Raw genomic sequence first — 16058 nt, forward strand, 5'->3', positions numbered from 1 at the left:
AAGAACGGCTCCATCCGGGGGCTGCAGCAACCAGGGATGGTTCCCCGACGCTGGGGGGGGGGGGGACGGGGGGGGGGGCCCTGGTAGCGGGCACCCTCCCCCCCCACGCCGTCAGGCGGTTGCCTGGGTGGTCGCTACTTCGCGCCGAAGGTCAGCACCAGCTGCGGAGTGCCCTCCGCCGCCGTGGACTCCGAGGACCAGATCCACAGCGGGTCGGTGCCCGTGCTCGTCAGGCCCAGGCTGTAGCTGCCGCCCAGCACCGCGGAGACCGCGGCGGTGTCCAGCTCGACGCTGTGGACCGCCGAGGCGTCCGGCACGCCCGCGATGGTGCCGAGCGGGGTGGTGCCGAGGGTGGGCTTGGTGTTGAAGGTGGTGCCCGCGCCGCTCCAGGTGCCGGTGACCGGGACCACGGAGACGGTGTCGGCGGTGCCGGCGCCCGCCTGCGTGGAGGTCTTGATCTGCAGCGAGGCGGACTTCAGGACCTGGCCGGCCGGGGCGGCCGGCAGGTTGAAGCGCAGGTACGTCTCGTACGCCGAGGTGCCGCGCACCGCGAGCGAGGTGGACGTGCCGTAGGCCGTGCTCGGGGCGCCCTGGTTGATGTAGGTGTCCTCGGTCGCCTTGATCGCGGAGACCGAGTCGGTGGGCGCCTTGGCCAGGTCGAAGTGGTTCTTGACCTGGGCCTGGGTGAGCGTCGTCGGGTAGACGGCCGTCTCGTCGAGCTGACCGGCGAAGAAGTTGCTCGTCGGGCGGGTCGGCCAACCGGAGAGGTTGTCGCCGCCGGCGTGCCAGTAGCCCGCGTAGGTGCTGGTGCTGGTGGCGTTCAGCGAGCCCTTGTTCTGGCCGTCGACGTACAGCGTGATGCCGCCGGGGCCCTGGGTGCCGACCACGTGGTGCCACTTGTTGTCGTTGTACGTCTCGAACAGCCCCGTGGAGACGGTCCGGGCCGAGCCGTTGTAGACGCCGAAGACGAGGCGACCGGTGTTGGTCATGTAGATGTGGCGGTCGTTCGAGCCGCTGCTGCGCGTGGTGTTGTTGCCGAAGCCGATCAGCTTGCCGCCGCGCGTGGTGTTCGTCTTGAACCAGGTCTCGACGGTGAAGGTGTTGCCGACCGACTGACGGCGGTCGCTGTACACCTGCTGGCTGGTGCCGTTGAAGCCCATCGCCGTGCTGGCGCCGGAGACCGCGCCGGGCGTCTGGCGCAGCGCCGGGGCGTTGAACTGGACGCCGCTGGTGTTGCCACCGCCCGAGGAGTCGGCCACGTACGGGCTGACGGAGTCGTCGTAGCGCCAGTACAGGTTGGCGCCGTCCGCGCGGACCTGGTTCGGGTACGTCTGGACCGAGGTCGGGATCGTCACCGAGGCGACGGCCGACAGGGCGCTGGTGTTGCCCGCGTCGTCGGTCGCGGTCACGCGGTAGGTGTACGTCTGGCCGGCCTTGACCGTGGTGTCGTTCCAGGAGGCCTGCGGGCGCTCCCACTCCAGCGAGCTGGCGGTGACCGTCGCGGCCGGGGTGGCCGAACCGTTGCGGTAGATGCGGTAGGTCAGCTTGCTGTCGTCCGCGTCGTAGCTGGTGCGCCAGCGGACCTGGGCCTCGCCGGGCTTGACGCTCGCGGCGCTGGCCACCGGGGTGGTCGGGGCGCCGATGTCGCCGGTGGAGGCGAAGCGGGTCAGGCCTTGCTGCGCCTTGCCGTTGATGAGGGTGAACTCACCGCCGACCCACAGGTACTTGACGTCGTTCTTGTCCGCCACGGCCATGACGCGCGGGCCGATGCCCTCGCCGAGGCCGTCGTTGGCGGTGGGGTGCCAGCCGAGCTTGCCGGGACCGCGCACGAAACCGTCCACGGGCGCGGGGGCGGCGCCTTCGTGGTTGGTCGGCTGGGCCAGCAGGAAGTTCCGCTTGCCGTCGGGGAACTCCAGCTCGGTGGAGCAGTCGTGCGCGTGCGAGGAGCTGTAGAGCACTCCCTGGTACGGCAGGACGAACTGGGTGGCGCCGAGGCAGCGGTCGCGCCACTTCTCGGTGAAGTCGCTCAGGCGCAGGCCGATGCGGCCGTCGAAGACGCCGCCGCCGGAGCCCTCGTGGCCGGTGTAGAAGCCGGTGTCGTCGGTGGAGATGTCCTTGACGACCGAGTTCGACGGGATGTTGGTGTAGGTCTTGGCGACCGCGCCGGTGGTGGCGTTGACCACGGCCAGGGCGTGGGTGTTGGAGCCGTTGACCGTGAAGAAGTCGCCGCCCAGCAGCACGTTCTTGCCGTCGGGGGTGACCTCGATGGCGCGGCCCGGCTCGTCGGCGTTGGCGACGAAGGGCTTGAGCGCACCGGTGCCGGCGTCCACGGCGGCGAACCGCTCGCGGGTCTGCCCGTCGACGGCGCTGAAGTCGCCGGCGGCGTACAGGGTGTCGTCGGTGACGGCGAGCCCGCGCACGGTGGCGGGGAAGCCGGGGTGGAACGATGCCTTGGGGGTGCAGTTCTCGATGTCGATCGCCGCGAGGCTGGAGACCGGGGTGCCGTTGACGGCGCCGAAGTAACCGCCCGCGTACAGGGTCTTCTTGTCCTTGGAGACGACCAGGGTGCGCACGGTCGCGGTGCCGTCGCCGATGGTGAAGGCGAGCTTGCAGGAGGTGGGCTTGCCCGTCGCGGCGTCGAGCGCGACGAAGTTCACGGCCTCCTGCTCGGCGCCCGCGGCGCCCTCGGGCGGACGGACCGCCGAGAAGGTGCCGCCGGCGAAGACGGTGCCGTTCGCCTGGGCCATCGCAAAGACGATGCCGTCCGGCTGCCAGGTGGGCAGCTCGTCGGCGGTGAACGCCACCGGCGGCGTGATGGCGGACGCCTGGGGCATCAACACCAGACCTATGCCGGTGCCGGCACCGGCCAGTGACAGGACGAGGGCAGCAGTCAGCCCTCTGGATCTACGCATGAGCCCCCCAGGGCAATTGCCCGGTTTGATGGCTGGAACTATCCGAACAGCCATATGTACGGGCGCAGACTAGGGCTCACGCGAGGGCCTGGTCACCCCTCTTGACCCATTGCATACCAACTTGGAATCAACGGCTCGGCATCGAGGGTGCACAACGGACATATGACGGGTTTGAACCGGCCATACCCGCAGGGAAGTGCGCGAATGACCGGGACACGGCAAATCGTAGGGGAAATATAAGGCCTCAGCGGTCGATGCGGACCGTCACACCCGCGAGTTGGTCCTCGACCTGCCGAATGTCGGCGTCCACCATGATCTGCGCCAGCTCCGCCACCAGGACCGACGGCTTCCAGCCAAGCAGGTCATGGGCCTTCGAGGCGTCGCCGATGAGGGCGTCGACCTCGCTGGGGCGCTCGTACTTGGGGTCGTAGCGCACGTGCTCGGTCCAGTCGAGACCGGCGTGCGAGAAGGAGGACTCGACGAACTCACGGACGGTGGCGGCCACCCCGGTGGCGACGACGTAGTCCGTGGGCTCGTCCTGCTGGAGCATCCGCCACATGGCGTCCACGTACTCGGGGGCGTAGCCCCAGTCGCGCACCGCGTCGAGGTTCCCGAGATAGAGGTGGTCCTGGAGCCCGGCCTTGATGCGGGCGACCGCGCGGGTGATCTTGCGGGTCACGAAGGTCTCGCCGCGGCGCGGGGACTCGTGGTTGAAGAGGATCCCGTTGACGGCGAACATGTCGTACGCCTCGCGGTAGTTCACCGTGGTCCAGTACGCGAAGACCTTCGCGGCGCCGTACGGGCTGCGCGGGTGGAACGGGGTGCCCTCGTTCTGCGGGGGCGGGGTGGCCCCGAACATCTCCGAGGACGAGGCCTGGTAGATGCGGGTGTCGACGCCGCTGGCCCGGATGGCCTCCAGCAGCCGCAGCGCGCCGAGGCCGGTCACGTCGCCCGTGTAGAGCGGGGCGTCGAAGGAGACGCGGACGTGGGACTGCGCACCGAGGTTGTAGACCTCGTCGGGGCGTATGTCGCGGAGCAGGTTCACCAGCGCGACACCGTCGGAGAGGTCGGCGTGGTGCAGGACGAAGGACCGGTTGGCGGTCTGCGGGTCCTGGTAGATGTGGTCGACCCGCTCCGTGTTGAAGCTGGAGGACCGCCGCACGAGCCCGTGCACCGTGTAGCCCTTGGAGAGCAAGAGCTCGGCGAGGTACGAGCCGTCCTGTCCGGTGACGCCGGTGATCAGTGCGGTCTTGCCCATGCGGTCCCCCTGGGGATGGTTTCGGTCAGTTGTGATGAGCGGCGCGCCCCCACCCGTTCGAGGTCCCGGGGGACTGGATGCGTACCGTACACGCCCGGTCCAGCCGCCTTTGCGGCGGATTCCTCCACGCCCTTCGCACACGGCCCGCACACCTCCGCCACCGGGCCCGTACGGGAGCGGGGCGGCGGGCCCGAGCCCGCGGACCGGAACCACTGCGCCCGCGGCGGGAACGGACTGGCATCATCGGCGGTATGACAAGTTCGCTGCCGCTCCTGCCCCCGAACGCCCGCGTCTTCGTCGCGGGCCACCGCGGCCTCGTGGGGTCCGCGGTCGCCCGGCGGCTGACCGCCGACGGCCACGAGGTGCTGACCCGGGGCCGCGCCGACCTCGACCTGCGCGACGCCGCCGCCACGGGCGCGTACCTGAAGGACGTCCGCCCGGACGCCGTCGTGCTGGCGGCCGCCAAGGTCGGCGGGATCATGGCCAACAGCACCTACCCGGTGCAGTTCCTGGAGGAGAACCTCCAGATCCAGCTCAGCGTCATCGCCGGCGCGCACGCCGCCGGGGTGGGCCGGCTGCTGTTCCTCGGCTCGTCCTGCATCTACCCGAAGCTGGCCCCGCAGCCCATCCGCGAGGACGCCCTGCTGACCGGGCCGCTGGAGCCGACCAACGAGGCCTACGCCCTCGCGAAGATCGCCGGCATCGTGCAGGTCCAGTCGTACCGCAAGCAGTACGGGGCCTCGTACATCTCGGCCATGCCCACGAACCTCTACGGTCCGGGCGACAACTTCGACCTGGAGACCTCGCACGTCCTGCCCGCCCTCATCCGGCGGTTCCACGAGGCCGCCGCCGAGGGCCGCGAGGAGGTCACCCTGTGGGGCTCGGGCACCCCGCGGCGGGAGTTCCTGCACGTGGACGACCTGGCCGCCGCCTGCGCCGTGCTGCTGGCCGGCTACGACGGCGACGAGCCGGTCAACATCGGCTGCGGCGACGACCTGACCATCCGGGAACTGGCGGAGACGGTCGCCGAGGTGACCGGCTTCCGGGGGCGGCTCGCCTGGGACACCTCCAAGCCGGACGGGACGCCGCGCAAGCTGCTGGACGTCGGCCGCCTGACCTCGCTCGGCTGGAAGCCCGCCGTCCCGCTCCGGGACGGGATCGCCGCCACGTACGAGTGGTGGCGCGAGCAGAGCTGATCGCACAGGCGGCCCCGGTGCTCCGGTGCCTCAGTACGCTCCGCGACCGTCGACGACGGCGCGGAGCGTACGGCCCATCACGTCGACATCGCTGGTGAAGGACCAGTTGTCGACGTACTGCAGGTCAAGCTGGATCGTCTCGTCCCAGGACAGGTCGGACCGCCCGCTGATCTGCCACAACCCCGTCATCCCGGGCCGCACGGTGAGCCGGCGCAGTTCGACCTCGTCGTACTGGGCCACCTCCTCCGGCAGCGGCGGGCGCGGGCCGACCAGCGACATGTGGCCCGTCAGTACGTTCAGCAGCTGCGGCAGTTCGTCCAGCGAGGTGCGGCGCAGCAGCCGGCCCACCCGGGTCACCCGGGGGTCGCGGCGCATCTTGAACATCAGGCCGTCGTTCTCGTTGGCCCCGGACAGCTCGGCCTTGCGGGCGTCGGCGTCCTGCACCATCGTGCGGAACTTCCACATGACGAAGGGGACTCCGTGGCGGCCGATGCGCTGCTGCCGGTAGAAGGCCGGACCGCGCGAGCCGAGCCGGATGGCCAGCACGATCCCGAGGAAGACCGGCGCGAGCAGCAGCAGCCCGGCCGCGGCTCCCACCCGGTCCAGGACCGACTTGAGCAGGGTCTGCATCCCGCGGCTGACCGGCGGCGCGACCCGCAGCACGGCGAGCCCGCCCGCGGACAGGGTCTCCAGCCGCTTGACGGAGACCTCAACCAGCCCGGGGAAGACCGCCAGTTCCACTCCGGCGTCGTGCAGGGCCCAGGCGACGCGGCGCAGCCGCTCCCCCGTGATCCGCACACCGGGGGCCACCAGCACCAGGTCGGCGTGGTGGCTGGCGACGGCGCCGAGCACGGCCGCGGAGTCGCCGGCCGGGGCCTCGGGCATGGCCTCGTCGATCCGGGCCGCCACGGGCACCCCGCTGGAGAGCGCACCGGAGCCGACCGGGACCACGCCGACGACCACGTACGGGTGGTCGGTGCGGGCGGAGAGGTGCGCGATGACGCCCTCGGCGGCGTCGGGCTCGCCGACGACGAGGACCCGGCTGACGGCCTGGGCCTCGCGGCGGGCCGCCGATAGGTGCCGGTAGGTCAGTTTGTGGCAGGCGACGGTGATGAGGAGGGCCGGCAGCAGGGCGCCGAGGGCGGAGAGGCGGGGGGTGGCCTCTTCGGTCACCACGCGGGCCACGGCCAGCACACCGATGAGAATCAGCCAGTCATGGACGACGGGCAGCACTCCGCGCGACTCCCCGAGCGCGCGGGCCGTGTACCGCCGGCGCAGCGCCTGCACCCCGGTCCACGCCACGGCGGCGGCCAGGGCGCAGTAGAGGGGCCGGACCTGCTGTGCGGCGTCGAAGACGAGTCCTACGGGAACGGCGGCGCCGAGGAAGTCGGCGGCGACGGCGGCCGGGCGGTACCAGCGGGCCTTGTCCCCGTGGCGCCGGGTGGACCCGACGGACTCATGGGCCGCCCCGGCCACTCTTTGCGCAGGAAAATGGACATGCCTCATGGGCCCCCCTGGCACGTGGTCTATGACAGTGGCGGGTGTCCATGGCTTCCCCAGGCGACGGACATCTGCCGCACCGGGAAACAGTACGACAAACACCCGTACGGTAAATGCCGTTTGGGTCAACGCAGCCTCTTGTTGCGCAAGTGTTAGCAACCGGTATCAGCCGTTCCGGATGCCGAACACCCAGCGACGCACACGAAGGTGAATGGTCCGGATACCGGATACGTATCTTCGGACAACGGACCGTTTCCGGCCAACCTTTTGACGCGCCCCTGACATCTAGACCGCCAGGTGGCAATCTTCGACCGTTCATCGCACCAGCCCTGTTCTGCCCGGAGGCCCACCCAGCCATCCGGAACCCCCCTTGCAGAAGGAGTCTGCGTTGAGGTCCACCCCCCAGAGGCGTGCCACCGCGGCCGGCGCGCTCGTTGCCGCGGCAGCCCTGCTCGCCGTAGGCATACAGACCGGCACCGCGACCGCCGACGCCACCGCGTCCCAGGCACCCAAGGCCGCCCAGTCCAATCCGGGCGCGGCCAACCGCGTACTCAGCGCTTCGGAGCGTGCGACGCTCCTCGCCGAGGCCAACTCGACCACCGCGCAGGCTGCCAAGGCCCTCGGCCTCGGCAGTGGTGAGAAGCTCGTCGTCCGCGATGTCGTCCAGGATGCGGACGGCACCACGCACACGACCTACGAGCGCACCTACGACGGCCTCCCCGTGCTCGGCGGTGACCTCACCGTTCACGCCAAGGGCGGTGTCACCAAGAGCGTGACCAAGGCGACCAACCACGAGATCAAGGTCGCGACTACCGAGGCCTCGGTCACCCCGGCGGCCGCCGAGAGCCAGGCGGTCTCCGCCGCCAACGCCGAGGGCTCGAAGGAGGCCAAGGCCTCCAAGAACGCCCGCAAGGTGATCTGGGCGGCCGAGGGCGCTCCGGTGCTCGCGTTCGAGACCGTCGTCGGCGGCCTCCAGCACGACGGCACCCCGAACGAGCTGCACGTGGTGACGGACGCCAGGACCGGCGCCAAGATCACCGAGTGGCAGGCCATCGAGACCGGCACCGGCAACACCATGTACAGCGGCCAGGTGACCCTCGGGACCACCCAGTCGGGCAGCACCTGGAACCTGACCGACGCCGCGCGCGGCAGCCACAAGACGTACAACCTCAACCGCGGCACCGGCTCCGGCACCGGCACGCTCTTCTCCGGCCCGGACGACATCTGGGGCAACGGCACCCCCTCCAACCTGGAGACGGCCGGCGGTGACGCCCACTACGGCGCCGCGGTCACGTGGGACTACTACAAGAACGTGCACGGCCGCAACGGCCTGCGCAACGACGGCGTGGCCCCGTACAGCCGGGTCCACTACGGCAACGCCTACGTGAACGCGTTCTGGTCCGATTCCTGCTTCTGCATGACGTACGGCGACGGCGAGGGCAACAACAAGCCCCTCACCTCCACCGACGTGGCGGCGCACGAGATGACCCACGGTCTGACCTCGGTCACCGGCAACATGACCTACAGCGGTGAGCCCGGCGGCCTGAACGAGGCCACCTCCGACATCTTCGCGGCGGCGGTCGAGTTCTACGCCAACAACCCGCAGGACGTCGGCGACTACCTCGTCGGCGAGAAGATCGACATCAACGGCGACGGCACCCCGCTGCGCTACATGGACAAGCCGAGCAAGGACGGCGCGTCCAAGGACTCCTGGTACTCGGGCCTCGGCGGCATCGACGTCCACTACTCCTCGGGCCCGGCCAACCACTGGTACTACCTGGCCTCCGAGGGCTCCGGCGCCAAGGTCGTCAACGGCGTGAGCTACGACTCGCCGACCGCCGACGGCCTGCCGGTCACCGCGATCGGCCGGGACGCCGCCTCGAAGATCTGGTTCCGCGCGCTGACCACCGGTCTGTTCAAGTCGAACACCAACTACGCGGCGGCCCGTACGGCCACCCTGCAGGCGGCGGCCGACCTGTACGGCGCCGGCTCGGCGACGTACAACAACGTGGCCCACGCCTGGGCGGCCATCGCCGTCGGATCGCGCCCCGCGCCCAGCGGCGTCTCGGTCACGGCGATCCCGAACCAGACCACCCAGATCAACACCGCTGTCAGCCTGCAGGTCCAGGCCACCAGCACCAACCCGGGTGCGCTGAGCTACGCGGCGACCGGCCTGCCGGCCGGCCTGTCGATCAACTCCTCCACCGGTCTGATCTCGGGCACGGCCACCACCGCGGGCACGTCCAACGTGACCGTCACGGTGACCGACTCGGCGAGCAAGACCGGGACGACGTCCTTCACCTGGACGGTCGGCACCGGCCAGCAGAACGTCTTCGAGAACACGAACGACTACCAGATCGCGGACAACGCCACGGTCGAGTCCCCGCTCGTGGTGACCCGCTCGGGCAACGCCCCGAGCACGCTGAAGGTGGACGTGAACATCGTCCACACCTACGTCGGTGACCTGGTGGTCGACCTGGTCGCCCCCGACGGCAGCGTGTACAACCTGCGCAACCGCACCGGCGGCAGCGCGGACAACATCGTCCAGTCCTTCACCGTGAACGCCTCCTCCGAGGTCGCCAACGGCACCTGGAAGCTCCGCGTCAAGGACGCCGCCAGCCTGGACACCGGCTACATCAACAGCTGGAAGCTCACCTTCTGACCCCTTCGGGGCAGGGTGAGCGGCAGCTGAGCAGATAGACACGGGGCCGCCCGGGAGAAGACCTCCCCGGGCGGCCCTGTCCCATGGGTCCCGCGCCGGGACCTGTTGCCCCGAAGGCCGGGACCTTCGGCGCCGGGCCGCTCCCGGGTCAGCGGGCGCGGAGGTCAGCCGATGGCGCGCAAGACCCTCTCGAGGAGGTCCTCCTCCTCTTCCTCGTCGCCGCGGGCCTGGTCACCGCGACCCTGGTCGTCCCTGGCCTGGTCGCCGCCGTTGCTCCAGTCACCCCGGCCCTGGTCCTCACGGGCCTCGTCGTCGCGGGCCTGGTCGTCCCTGGCCTGGTCGTCGCGGGCCTGGTCGCCGCCGTTGCTCCAGTCACCACGGCCCTGGTCCTCACGGGCCTCGTCCTCCCGGCCCTGGTCGTCACGGCCCTGGTCGCCGCCGTCGTTCCAGTCGCCGCGGCCCTGGTCCTCCCGGCCCTGGTCGCCGCCGTTGTTCCAGTCGCCGCGGCCGTCGTCGTCACCGCGGCCCTCGCCGTCCTCGTTCACCGGCGTGAAATAGACCGAGACGACCCTCACCCGGTTCACCTGCTGGTCCGGCCTCAGCGTCGCCACCTCCTCGCCGGAGCAGCTGCGGTTGGCGAACAGATGCGCCCGCGAGCGCGTGTTGTTCCGCACCGCGACCGCCGGCCTGTCCCGGGAGGTGCGCGTGAGCACGTAGCAGGTGCGGTTGTCCGCGGGCCTGATCTGGCCGCTCTCCTCGACGTCGTCGTCGTTGATGAACCGGTAGGTCAGCGTGCCGAGAGCGCGGTCGCCGTGGTCGTCGGCCAGCGACGGCCCGGCGGTGGGCAGGACGAGCGCGAGAGCGCCGACGAGCACGGCGGCGGTGGTGCGAAGACGCATGGGGAAGTCCGTTCCTCGGGTCCGCGGATGCCGGGTCCGGTGGCATCCGCGGGCAGCGTAGGAGCGGAGGAGGCCGCTGAAACGATTCAGCATGCCCAATACGTTCGAAGGTTCACCCGTGAGGTCCCAGCCGTACGGCTTCCTTCCGCACCCGCCCGGCTCCGTACGGCCTCAGTTCCGCACGGCCTGCGCCCCCGCCGGGCCGTGGGCCCCGGTGGACTTCGTGCGGGGCCGCGGGAGCGGGGCGGCGGCGGCCGGCGCCCCGCCGCGGAGCAGGAGGAAGACCGCCAGCGCGCCGGCCAGTCCCATCGCGGCCGAGACCAGGAACGTCTCGCGCAGACCGCTCGCGAAGGCGGCCTCCACCAGTGTGGTCAGCGCCTCGCGGGCCGCGCCCGCCGGAGCCTCGGCGAGCACCTGCCCGGCGCCGCCGGCGGCCAGCGGCTCCGCCAGCCCCCGGCCGCCGTCACCGAGCCCGGAGCGCAGCCCCGCGTGGAAGACCGCGCCGAGGACGGCGATGCCGAGGGCGGTGCCCAGCTGCCGCGAGGTGTTCAGAGCGCCGCCGGCCATGCCCGCCCGGGCCGGCGCCACGGCCCCCATCGCCGTGGCGGCCAGCGCCGGGGTCGCGGCGCCGACCCCCACGCCGGTCACGAGCAGCCCGGGCACCAGGGCGCTCCAGCCGTCCCCGGCGTCGAGCATCCAGGCCTGGAGCAGCGCTCCGAGACCGATCAGCAGCAGCCCGCCGCCGATGGTCAGCCGGGGCGGGACCCCGTGCAGCAGCCGTCCGGCCACCGCGGCGACGACGAAGCCGGCCGCGCTGAGCGGCAGCAGCACCAGGCCCGCGCCGACCGGGCTCATCCCCTCGGCGGACTGCAGCCACAGGGAGACGTACATGAGGTACGAGAAGGCGGCCCCGGACAGCAGCAGTCCTGCGGCCATGACGGCGACGAAGGTGCGGCTGCGGAAGAGCGAGAGGTCCAGCATCGGGCGGGTGCTGCGCAGTTCGACGAGGACGAAGGCGGCGAAGGCGGCCACGCCCAGGCCGAGCAGGCCGAGGGTGGTGGGCGAGTTCCAGCCGTTCTCGCCCACGCGGATCACGGCGTACGTGACGGCCCCGGCGCCCGCGGTGAAGGTGGCCATGCCCGGCAGGTCCAGGCGCTCGGCGTGCGGGTTGCGCGACTCGGCCACCGCCTTGAGCGTGACGTACACGGCCAGCGCGCTGACGGGCAGGTTGATGAAGAAGATCCAGCGCCAGCCGAAGTTCTCGGTGAGCAGCCCGCCGATGATCGGCCCGGCCGCGGCGGCGGCGCCGTTGACCGCGCCCCAGACGCCGAAGGCCACCCCGCGGTCACGGCCCTGGTAGGACGCGCTGAGCAGGGCCATGGTGGTGGCGAACATGGCGGCTCCGCCGATGCCCTGGACGGCGCGGAAGGCGATCAGCTCGGCCGGGCCGGTGGCCAGCCCGCAGGCGAGCGAGGCGGCGGCGAAGAGCCCGAGTCCGATGAGGTAGACGCGGCGGCGGCCGATCCGGTCGGCGAGCGAGCCCGCTCCGAGGAGCAGGGCGGCCAGCGCGAGGGCGTAGACGTCCATCACCCACTGGAGGCCGGCGAAGCCGGTCTGCATGTCGGCGGACATGTCGGGCAGGGCGACGGTCACGATCGTGACGTCGACCAGGAGCATGAAAGCCCCGAGGCAGACGGCCGTCAGGGGCAGCCATTTGCGCATGGGAGTTCTCCTCGGGTTGCGGAGGGGCGGGGTCGCGGGCGGATCCGCGGTGACCCCAAGGTCCCACCGCCCACCGCCCGTCCCCCATCCAGCGACCTGGTTCTGCCGGATTTCAGTCATGAGGGCCCCTGTCATGATGGAAACCATGAAAGACACGCAGCTGGACGCACTCGACCAGTCCCTGGTGCACGCCCTGGTGATCGACGGCCGGGCCTCCTTCAGCCGGCTCGCCGAGGTGCTGGAGGTCTCCGACCAGACCGTCGTGCGCCGCTACCGGCGGCTGCGGACCACCGATCTGGTCCGGGTGGTCGGGCTGCCGCAGGGCAGCCGCGTCGGCCTGTTCGAGTCCTGGCTGCGGGTGCAGTGCGCCCCCGACGCGGCGCTTCCGGTGGCCGAGGCGCTCGCCCGCCGCCCGGACATCGCGTGGGTGACCCTGAACTCAGGCGGCACGGAGGTCCACTGCATGACGCGGGCCCGCACCCGCCGGGACCGGGACGCCCTGCTGCTGGAGAAGCTGCCGCGCACCCGGCGGGTGACCGGCATCAGCGCCCACACCATCCTGCGGAAGTTCTTCGGCGGGCCCGACTCGTGGGCGGGCGTGGACGCGCTGCGCCCGGACCAGATCGCGGCCCTGCAACGGCCCGCGGCCCCGCCCGGGCCGGACCGGTACGCCCTGGACGAGACGGAGTTCGCGCTGCTCGCGGTGCTGGGCCGGGACGGCCGAGCCGGGTATCCGGAACTGGCCCGCGCCACCGGGCTGTCGGAGTCGAGCGCCCGCCGGAAGGTCGAACGGCTGCGCGATCTCGGGGCCCTCTACTTCGACGTGGAGTTCGTCCCCTCGCTCTTCGGCTACGAGGCCGAGGCGACGATGGTGCTGACCGTCCCGCCGGCCCGGCTGGCGGAGGTGGGGGCCGCACTGGCGAGCCACCGCGAGGTGCCGTTCGCGGCGGCCGTGACCGGGGCGGCCTCCCTGATGGCGGTGGTCGTCTGCCGGGACACCGACGCGCTCTACACGTACCTGACCGAGCGGATCGGCGCGGTGGACGGCGTGGGGCAGGTGGAGGTGATCCCGGCCCTGCGCAGCGTCAAACGGGCCGGGATGCTCGTGGAGGGCGAGCGGCTGGTGGATCCGCCGCCCGCCCCCTGAACGGGTACCTCGGCTGCGCCTACCGCAGCAGTACGCCGCCTCCCGCGTCCGTGTCCACCGGGGCCGCGACCAGGCCCAGTTCGGCCGGGGTCGCCAGCAGCGGGTGCGCGGGCAGGATCCGTACCGTGTAGCCGAAGGGCCCCGTGCGGTCGAGGGCGAGCGGGCCCTCGTACAGCCAGCGCCCCTCCAGGTCGGGCCCCGCGGCCGGCTTGAGCGGGAAGGTCCGCCCGTCCCGGATCACGTCCTGCGCGTCCACCCGGCCCGCGACGGCCTGGACCTCCACGTCCTCGGGCGCGAGGGCGTCCAGCGACACCTGCACCCGAAGGGTGAGGGTGGCCCCGAGTTCGGCGGTGCCGTTCACGGGAGCCGCGGCCAGCGCCTCCACGTGCGCGACGGTGACCCGCGGCCAGGCCGCCCGGACCCGCCCCTTCCACCACGCGAGGTCGCGCGCGGCCCCGGCGTCCAGGGCCCGGTGGGCGAGCGCGGCGGGCGCGTACAGCCGCTCCACGTACTCGCGCACCATCCGGCCCGCGAGCACCTTCGGCCCCAGCGAGACGAGCGTGCGCCGGACCATCTCGATCCACCGCACCGGGAGCCCGGCGCGCCCGGCCCGGTCGTAGAAGCGGGGGGCGACCCGGCCCTCGATCAGCTCGTAGAGGGCGCTCGCCTCCAGGTGGTCGCGCCGGTCCTCGTCCGCGCCGAGCCCGTCGGCGGTCGGGATGGCCCAGCCGAAGTCCGGCTCGAACCACTCGTCCCACCAGCCGTCCAGCACGGACAGGTTGAGGCAGCCGTTCAGCGCGGCCTTCATCCCGCTCGTCCCGCACGCCTCCAGCGGCCGCAGCGGGTTGTTCAGCCAGACGTCGCAGCCCGGGTAGAGCTTCTGCGCCATGGCCATGCCGTAGTCGGGCAGGAAGACGATCCGGTGCCGCACCCGCGGGTCGTCCGCGAACCGCACCAGTTCCTGCACCAGCCGCTTCCCGCCGTCGTCGGCCGGATGGGCCTTGCCCGCGACCACGATCTGCACCGGCCGGTCCGGGTCCAGCAGCAGCCTGCGCAGCCGGTCGGGGTCGCGCAGCATCAGCGTCAGCCGCTTGTACGAGGGCACGCGCCGGGCGAAGCCGATGGTCAGCACGTCGGGATCGAGGACGGAGTCCACCCAGCCCAGCTCCGCGGCGGCGGCCCCGCGCTGGAGCCACGAGGCCCGCAGCCGGTCCCGTACCTCCTGCACCAGCTGCTCCCGGAGCACCCGCCGCAGGTCCCACACGTCCTGGTCGGGGATCTCGGCGACGGCGTCCCAGCGGTGGGAGCCGCCGACCGACAGGGCGTCCTCGGTGCGGCCCGCGCCGATCTGGCGGATGCCGAGCCGGACCACCTCGGGGGCCACCCAGGTCGGGGCGTGCACCCCGTTGGTCACGGAGGTGATGGGCAGTTCGGCCGGGTCGAAGCCGGGCCACAGGCCGGCGAACATCTCCCGGCTGACCGCGCCGTGCAGGGTGGACACCCCGTTGGCGCGCTGGGCCAGCCGCAGTCCCATCACGGCCATGTTGAAGACGCCGGGGTCGCCGCCGGGATAGGTCTCGGCGCCGAGCTCCAGGATCCGCTCGACCGGGACGCCGGGCAGTTCCCCGCCGTCCCCGAAGTGCCGGGCGACCAGGGCCCGCTCGAAGCGGTCGATGCCGGCCGGGACGGGGGTGTGCGTGGTGAACACGGTCCCGGCGCGCACCGCCTCGACGGCGGCGTCGAAGCCGAGCCCCTGCTCCCGTTCCAGTTCCCTTATGCGTTCGAGCCCGAGGAAGCCGGCGTGGCCCTCGTTGGTGTGGAAGACCTCGGGGGCGGGGTGGCCGCTGAGCCCGCAGTAGAGCCGGACGGCGCGGACACCGCCGATGCCGAGCAGCATCTCCTGGAGCAGCCGGTGGTCGCTGCCGCCGCCGTAGAGCCGGTCGGTCACCTCGCGGGCGACGGCGTCGTTGTCCTCGACGTCGGAGTCCAGGAGCAGCAGCGGCACCCGGCCGACGCGGGCCTGCCAGATGTGCGCGTGCAGGGCGCGGCCGCCGGGCAGGGTCAGCGAGACCCGGGCGGGGGTCCCGTCCTCCTGGCGGAGCAGGCCGAGGGGGAGCTCGTTGGGATCGAGTACGGGGTAGTGCTCCTGCTGCCAGCCGTCGCGGGACAGCGACTGCCGGAAGTAGCCGTGCCGGTAGAGCAGTCCCACCCCGATGAGCGGGACGCCGAGGTCACTGGCGGCCTTCAGGTGGTCCCCGGCCAGGATGCCGAGGCCGCCGGAGTACTGCGGCAGGGCGGCGGTGATCCCGAACTCGGGGGAGAAATAGGCGATGGCGGCGGGCAATTCCGCGCCGTTCTCGTGGCTCTGGTACCACCTCCCGCCGTTGACGTAGTCGTCGAGGTCGGCGGCGACGACGGCGAGGCGCCGCAGGAAGCGGCGGTCTGCGGAGAGTTCGGCGAGGCGGGCGGCGGAGACGGTGCCGAGCAGCCGGACGGGATCGCCGCCGGCGGCCTGCCAGCCCTCGGGGTCGACGGATTGGAAGAGTTCACGGGTCTCGGCATGCCACGACCAGCGCAGATTGCGCGCGAGGTCGGTGAGCGGCAGCAGGGATTCCGGGAGGACGGGGCGCACGGTGAATCGACGGATAGCCTTCACACGTTCCACCTTCGCAGGGGATTGCGGATCGGAGCGGCCGCACCACGCTGTGCACCCGCGCATCACCCCGGGAAGGCTAGCGAGGCCCGCGTGTTCCGGCCATAAC

At 71.9% G+C, this 16058-nt stretch carries 9 protein-coding genes; 3 read left to right on the plus strand and 6 right to left on the minus strand.

All coding sequences use genetic code 11. The features are described from left to right. Window positions 1-134 precede the first annotated feature (134 nt). Together ACZ6JT_RS15215 and gmd are read right to left on the minus strand one after the other, a co-directional pair. Window positions 135-2912 carry a CBM96 family carbohydrate-binding protein gene (locus tag ACZ6JT_RS15215; RefSeq protein ID WP_469210035.1) on the minus strand — a complete coding sequence of 926 codons (2778 nt, stop codon included), beginning with the start codon at window positions 2910-2912 and terminating at the stop codon, window positions 135-137. A gap of 244 nt (window positions 2913-3156) precedes the next feature. Continuing rightward, window positions 3157-4170: a GDP-mannose 4,6-dehydratase gene (gene gmd, locus ACZ6JT_RS15220; RefSeq protein WP_362801017.1), complete on the minus strand. Its 1014-nt coding sequence runs from the start codon at window positions 4168-4170 to the stop codon at window positions 3157-3159. Between the two features lie 251 nt (window positions 4171-4421). Here gmd and ACZ6JT_RS15225 point away from each other — a divergent pair, with 251 nt between their 5' ends. After that, window positions 4422-5366 carry a GDP-L-fucose synthase family protein gene (locus ACZ6JT_RS15225; protein ID WP_469210037.1) on the plus strand — a complete coding sequence of 315 codons (945 nt, stop codon included), beginning with the start codon at window positions 4422-4424 and terminating at the stop codon, window positions 5364-5366. A 30-nt stretch (window positions 5367-5396) separates the two neighbouring features. Here the strand turns inward: ACZ6JT_RS15225 and ACZ6JT_RS15230 are convergent, their stop codons facing one another. Continuing rightward, complete coding sequence (locus ACZ6JT_RS15230; RefSeq protein WP_469210039.1) at window positions 5397-6872, minus strand: sugar transferase; 1476 nt, start codon at window positions 6870-6872, stop codon at window positions 5397-5399. A 382-nt stretch (window positions 6873-7254) separates the two neighbouring features. On the opposite strand from ACZ6JT_RS15230, the gene ACZ6JT_RS15235 reads away from it, so the two are divergent. Further along, a complete protein-coding gene (locus ACZ6JT_RS15235) occupies window positions 7255-9528 on the plus strand; it encodes a M4 family metallopeptidase (protein WP_469210041.1) in 2274 nt (757 codons plus the stop codon). Window positions 9529-9692: 164 nt separating this feature from the next. On the opposite strand, the gene ACZ6JT_RS15240 is transcribed toward ACZ6JT_RS15235, so the two are convergent. Together ACZ6JT_RS15240 and ACZ6JT_RS15245 are read right to left on the minus strand one after the other, a co-directional pair. Next, window positions 9693-10427, minus strand: a complete 735-nt coding sequence (locus ACZ6JT_RS15240) for a hypothetical protein (protein WP_469210043.1) — start codon at window positions 10425-10427, stop codon at window positions 9693-9695. A 171-nt stretch (window positions 10428-10598) separates the two neighbouring features. Then, complete coding sequence (locus ACZ6JT_RS15245) at window positions 10599-12149, minus strand: MFS transporter (protein WP_469210044.1); 1551 nt, start codon at window positions 12147-12149, stop codon at window positions 10599-10601. A gap of 145 nt (window positions 12150-12294) precedes the next feature. On the opposite strand from ACZ6JT_RS15245, the gene ACZ6JT_RS15250 reads away from it, so the two are divergent. After that, complete coding sequence (locus ACZ6JT_RS15250) at window positions 12295-13296, plus strand: Lrp/AsnC family transcriptional regulator (RefSeq protein ID WP_469210046.1); 1002 nt, start codon at window positions 12295-12297, stop codon at window positions 13294-13296. A gap of 19 nt (window positions 13297-13315) precedes the next feature. Here the strand turns inward: ACZ6JT_RS15250 and glgP are convergent, their stop codons facing one another. Continuing rightward, the gene (gene glgP, locus ACZ6JT_RS15255; protein WP_469210047.1) at window positions 13316-15952 is read right to left on the minus strand and encodes an alpha-glucan family phosphorylase; all 2637 of its coding nucleotides are present in this window, start codon (window positions 15950-15952) and stop codon (window positions 13316-13318) included. Window positions 15953-16058: the final 106 nt, after the last annotated feature.

It is taken from the genome of Streptomyces sp. NPDC046308 (assembly GCF_055588065.1).

What these genes read in the sequence shown, in the direction of transcription:
- ACZ6JT_RS15240 (WP_469210043.1), bottom strand. Translation starts at nt 10,427, where the DNA reads ATGCGTCTTCGCACCACCGCCGCCGTGCTCGTCGGCGCTCTCGCGCTC.
- ACZ6JT_RS15250 (WP_469210046.1), top strand. Translation starts at nt 12,295, where the DNA reads ATGAAAGACACGCAGCTGGACGCACTCGACCAGTCCCTGGTGCACGCC.
- ACZ6JT_RS15245 (WP_469210044.1), bottom strand. Translation starts at nt 12,149, where the DNA reads ATGCGCAAATGGCTGCCCCTGACGGCCGTCTGCCTCGGGGCTTTCATG.
- ACZ6JT_RS15215 (WP_469210035.1), bottom strand. Translation starts at nt 2,912, where the DNA reads ATGCGTAGATCCAGAGGGCTGACTGCTGCCCTCGTCCTGTCACTGGCC.
- ACZ6JT_RS15230 (WP_469210039.1), bottom strand. Translation starts at nt 6,872, where the DNA reads ATGAGGCATGTCCATTTTCCTGCGCAAAGAGTGGCCGGGGCGGCCCAT.
- gmd (WP_362801017.1), bottom strand. Translation starts at nt 4,170, where the DNA reads ATGGGCAAGACCGCACTGATCACCGGCGTCACCGGACAGGACGGCTCG.
- ACZ6JT_RS15225 (WP_469210037.1), top strand. Translation starts at nt 4,422, where the DNA reads ATGACAAGTTCGCTGCCGCTCCTGCCCCCGAACGCCCGCGTCTTCGTC.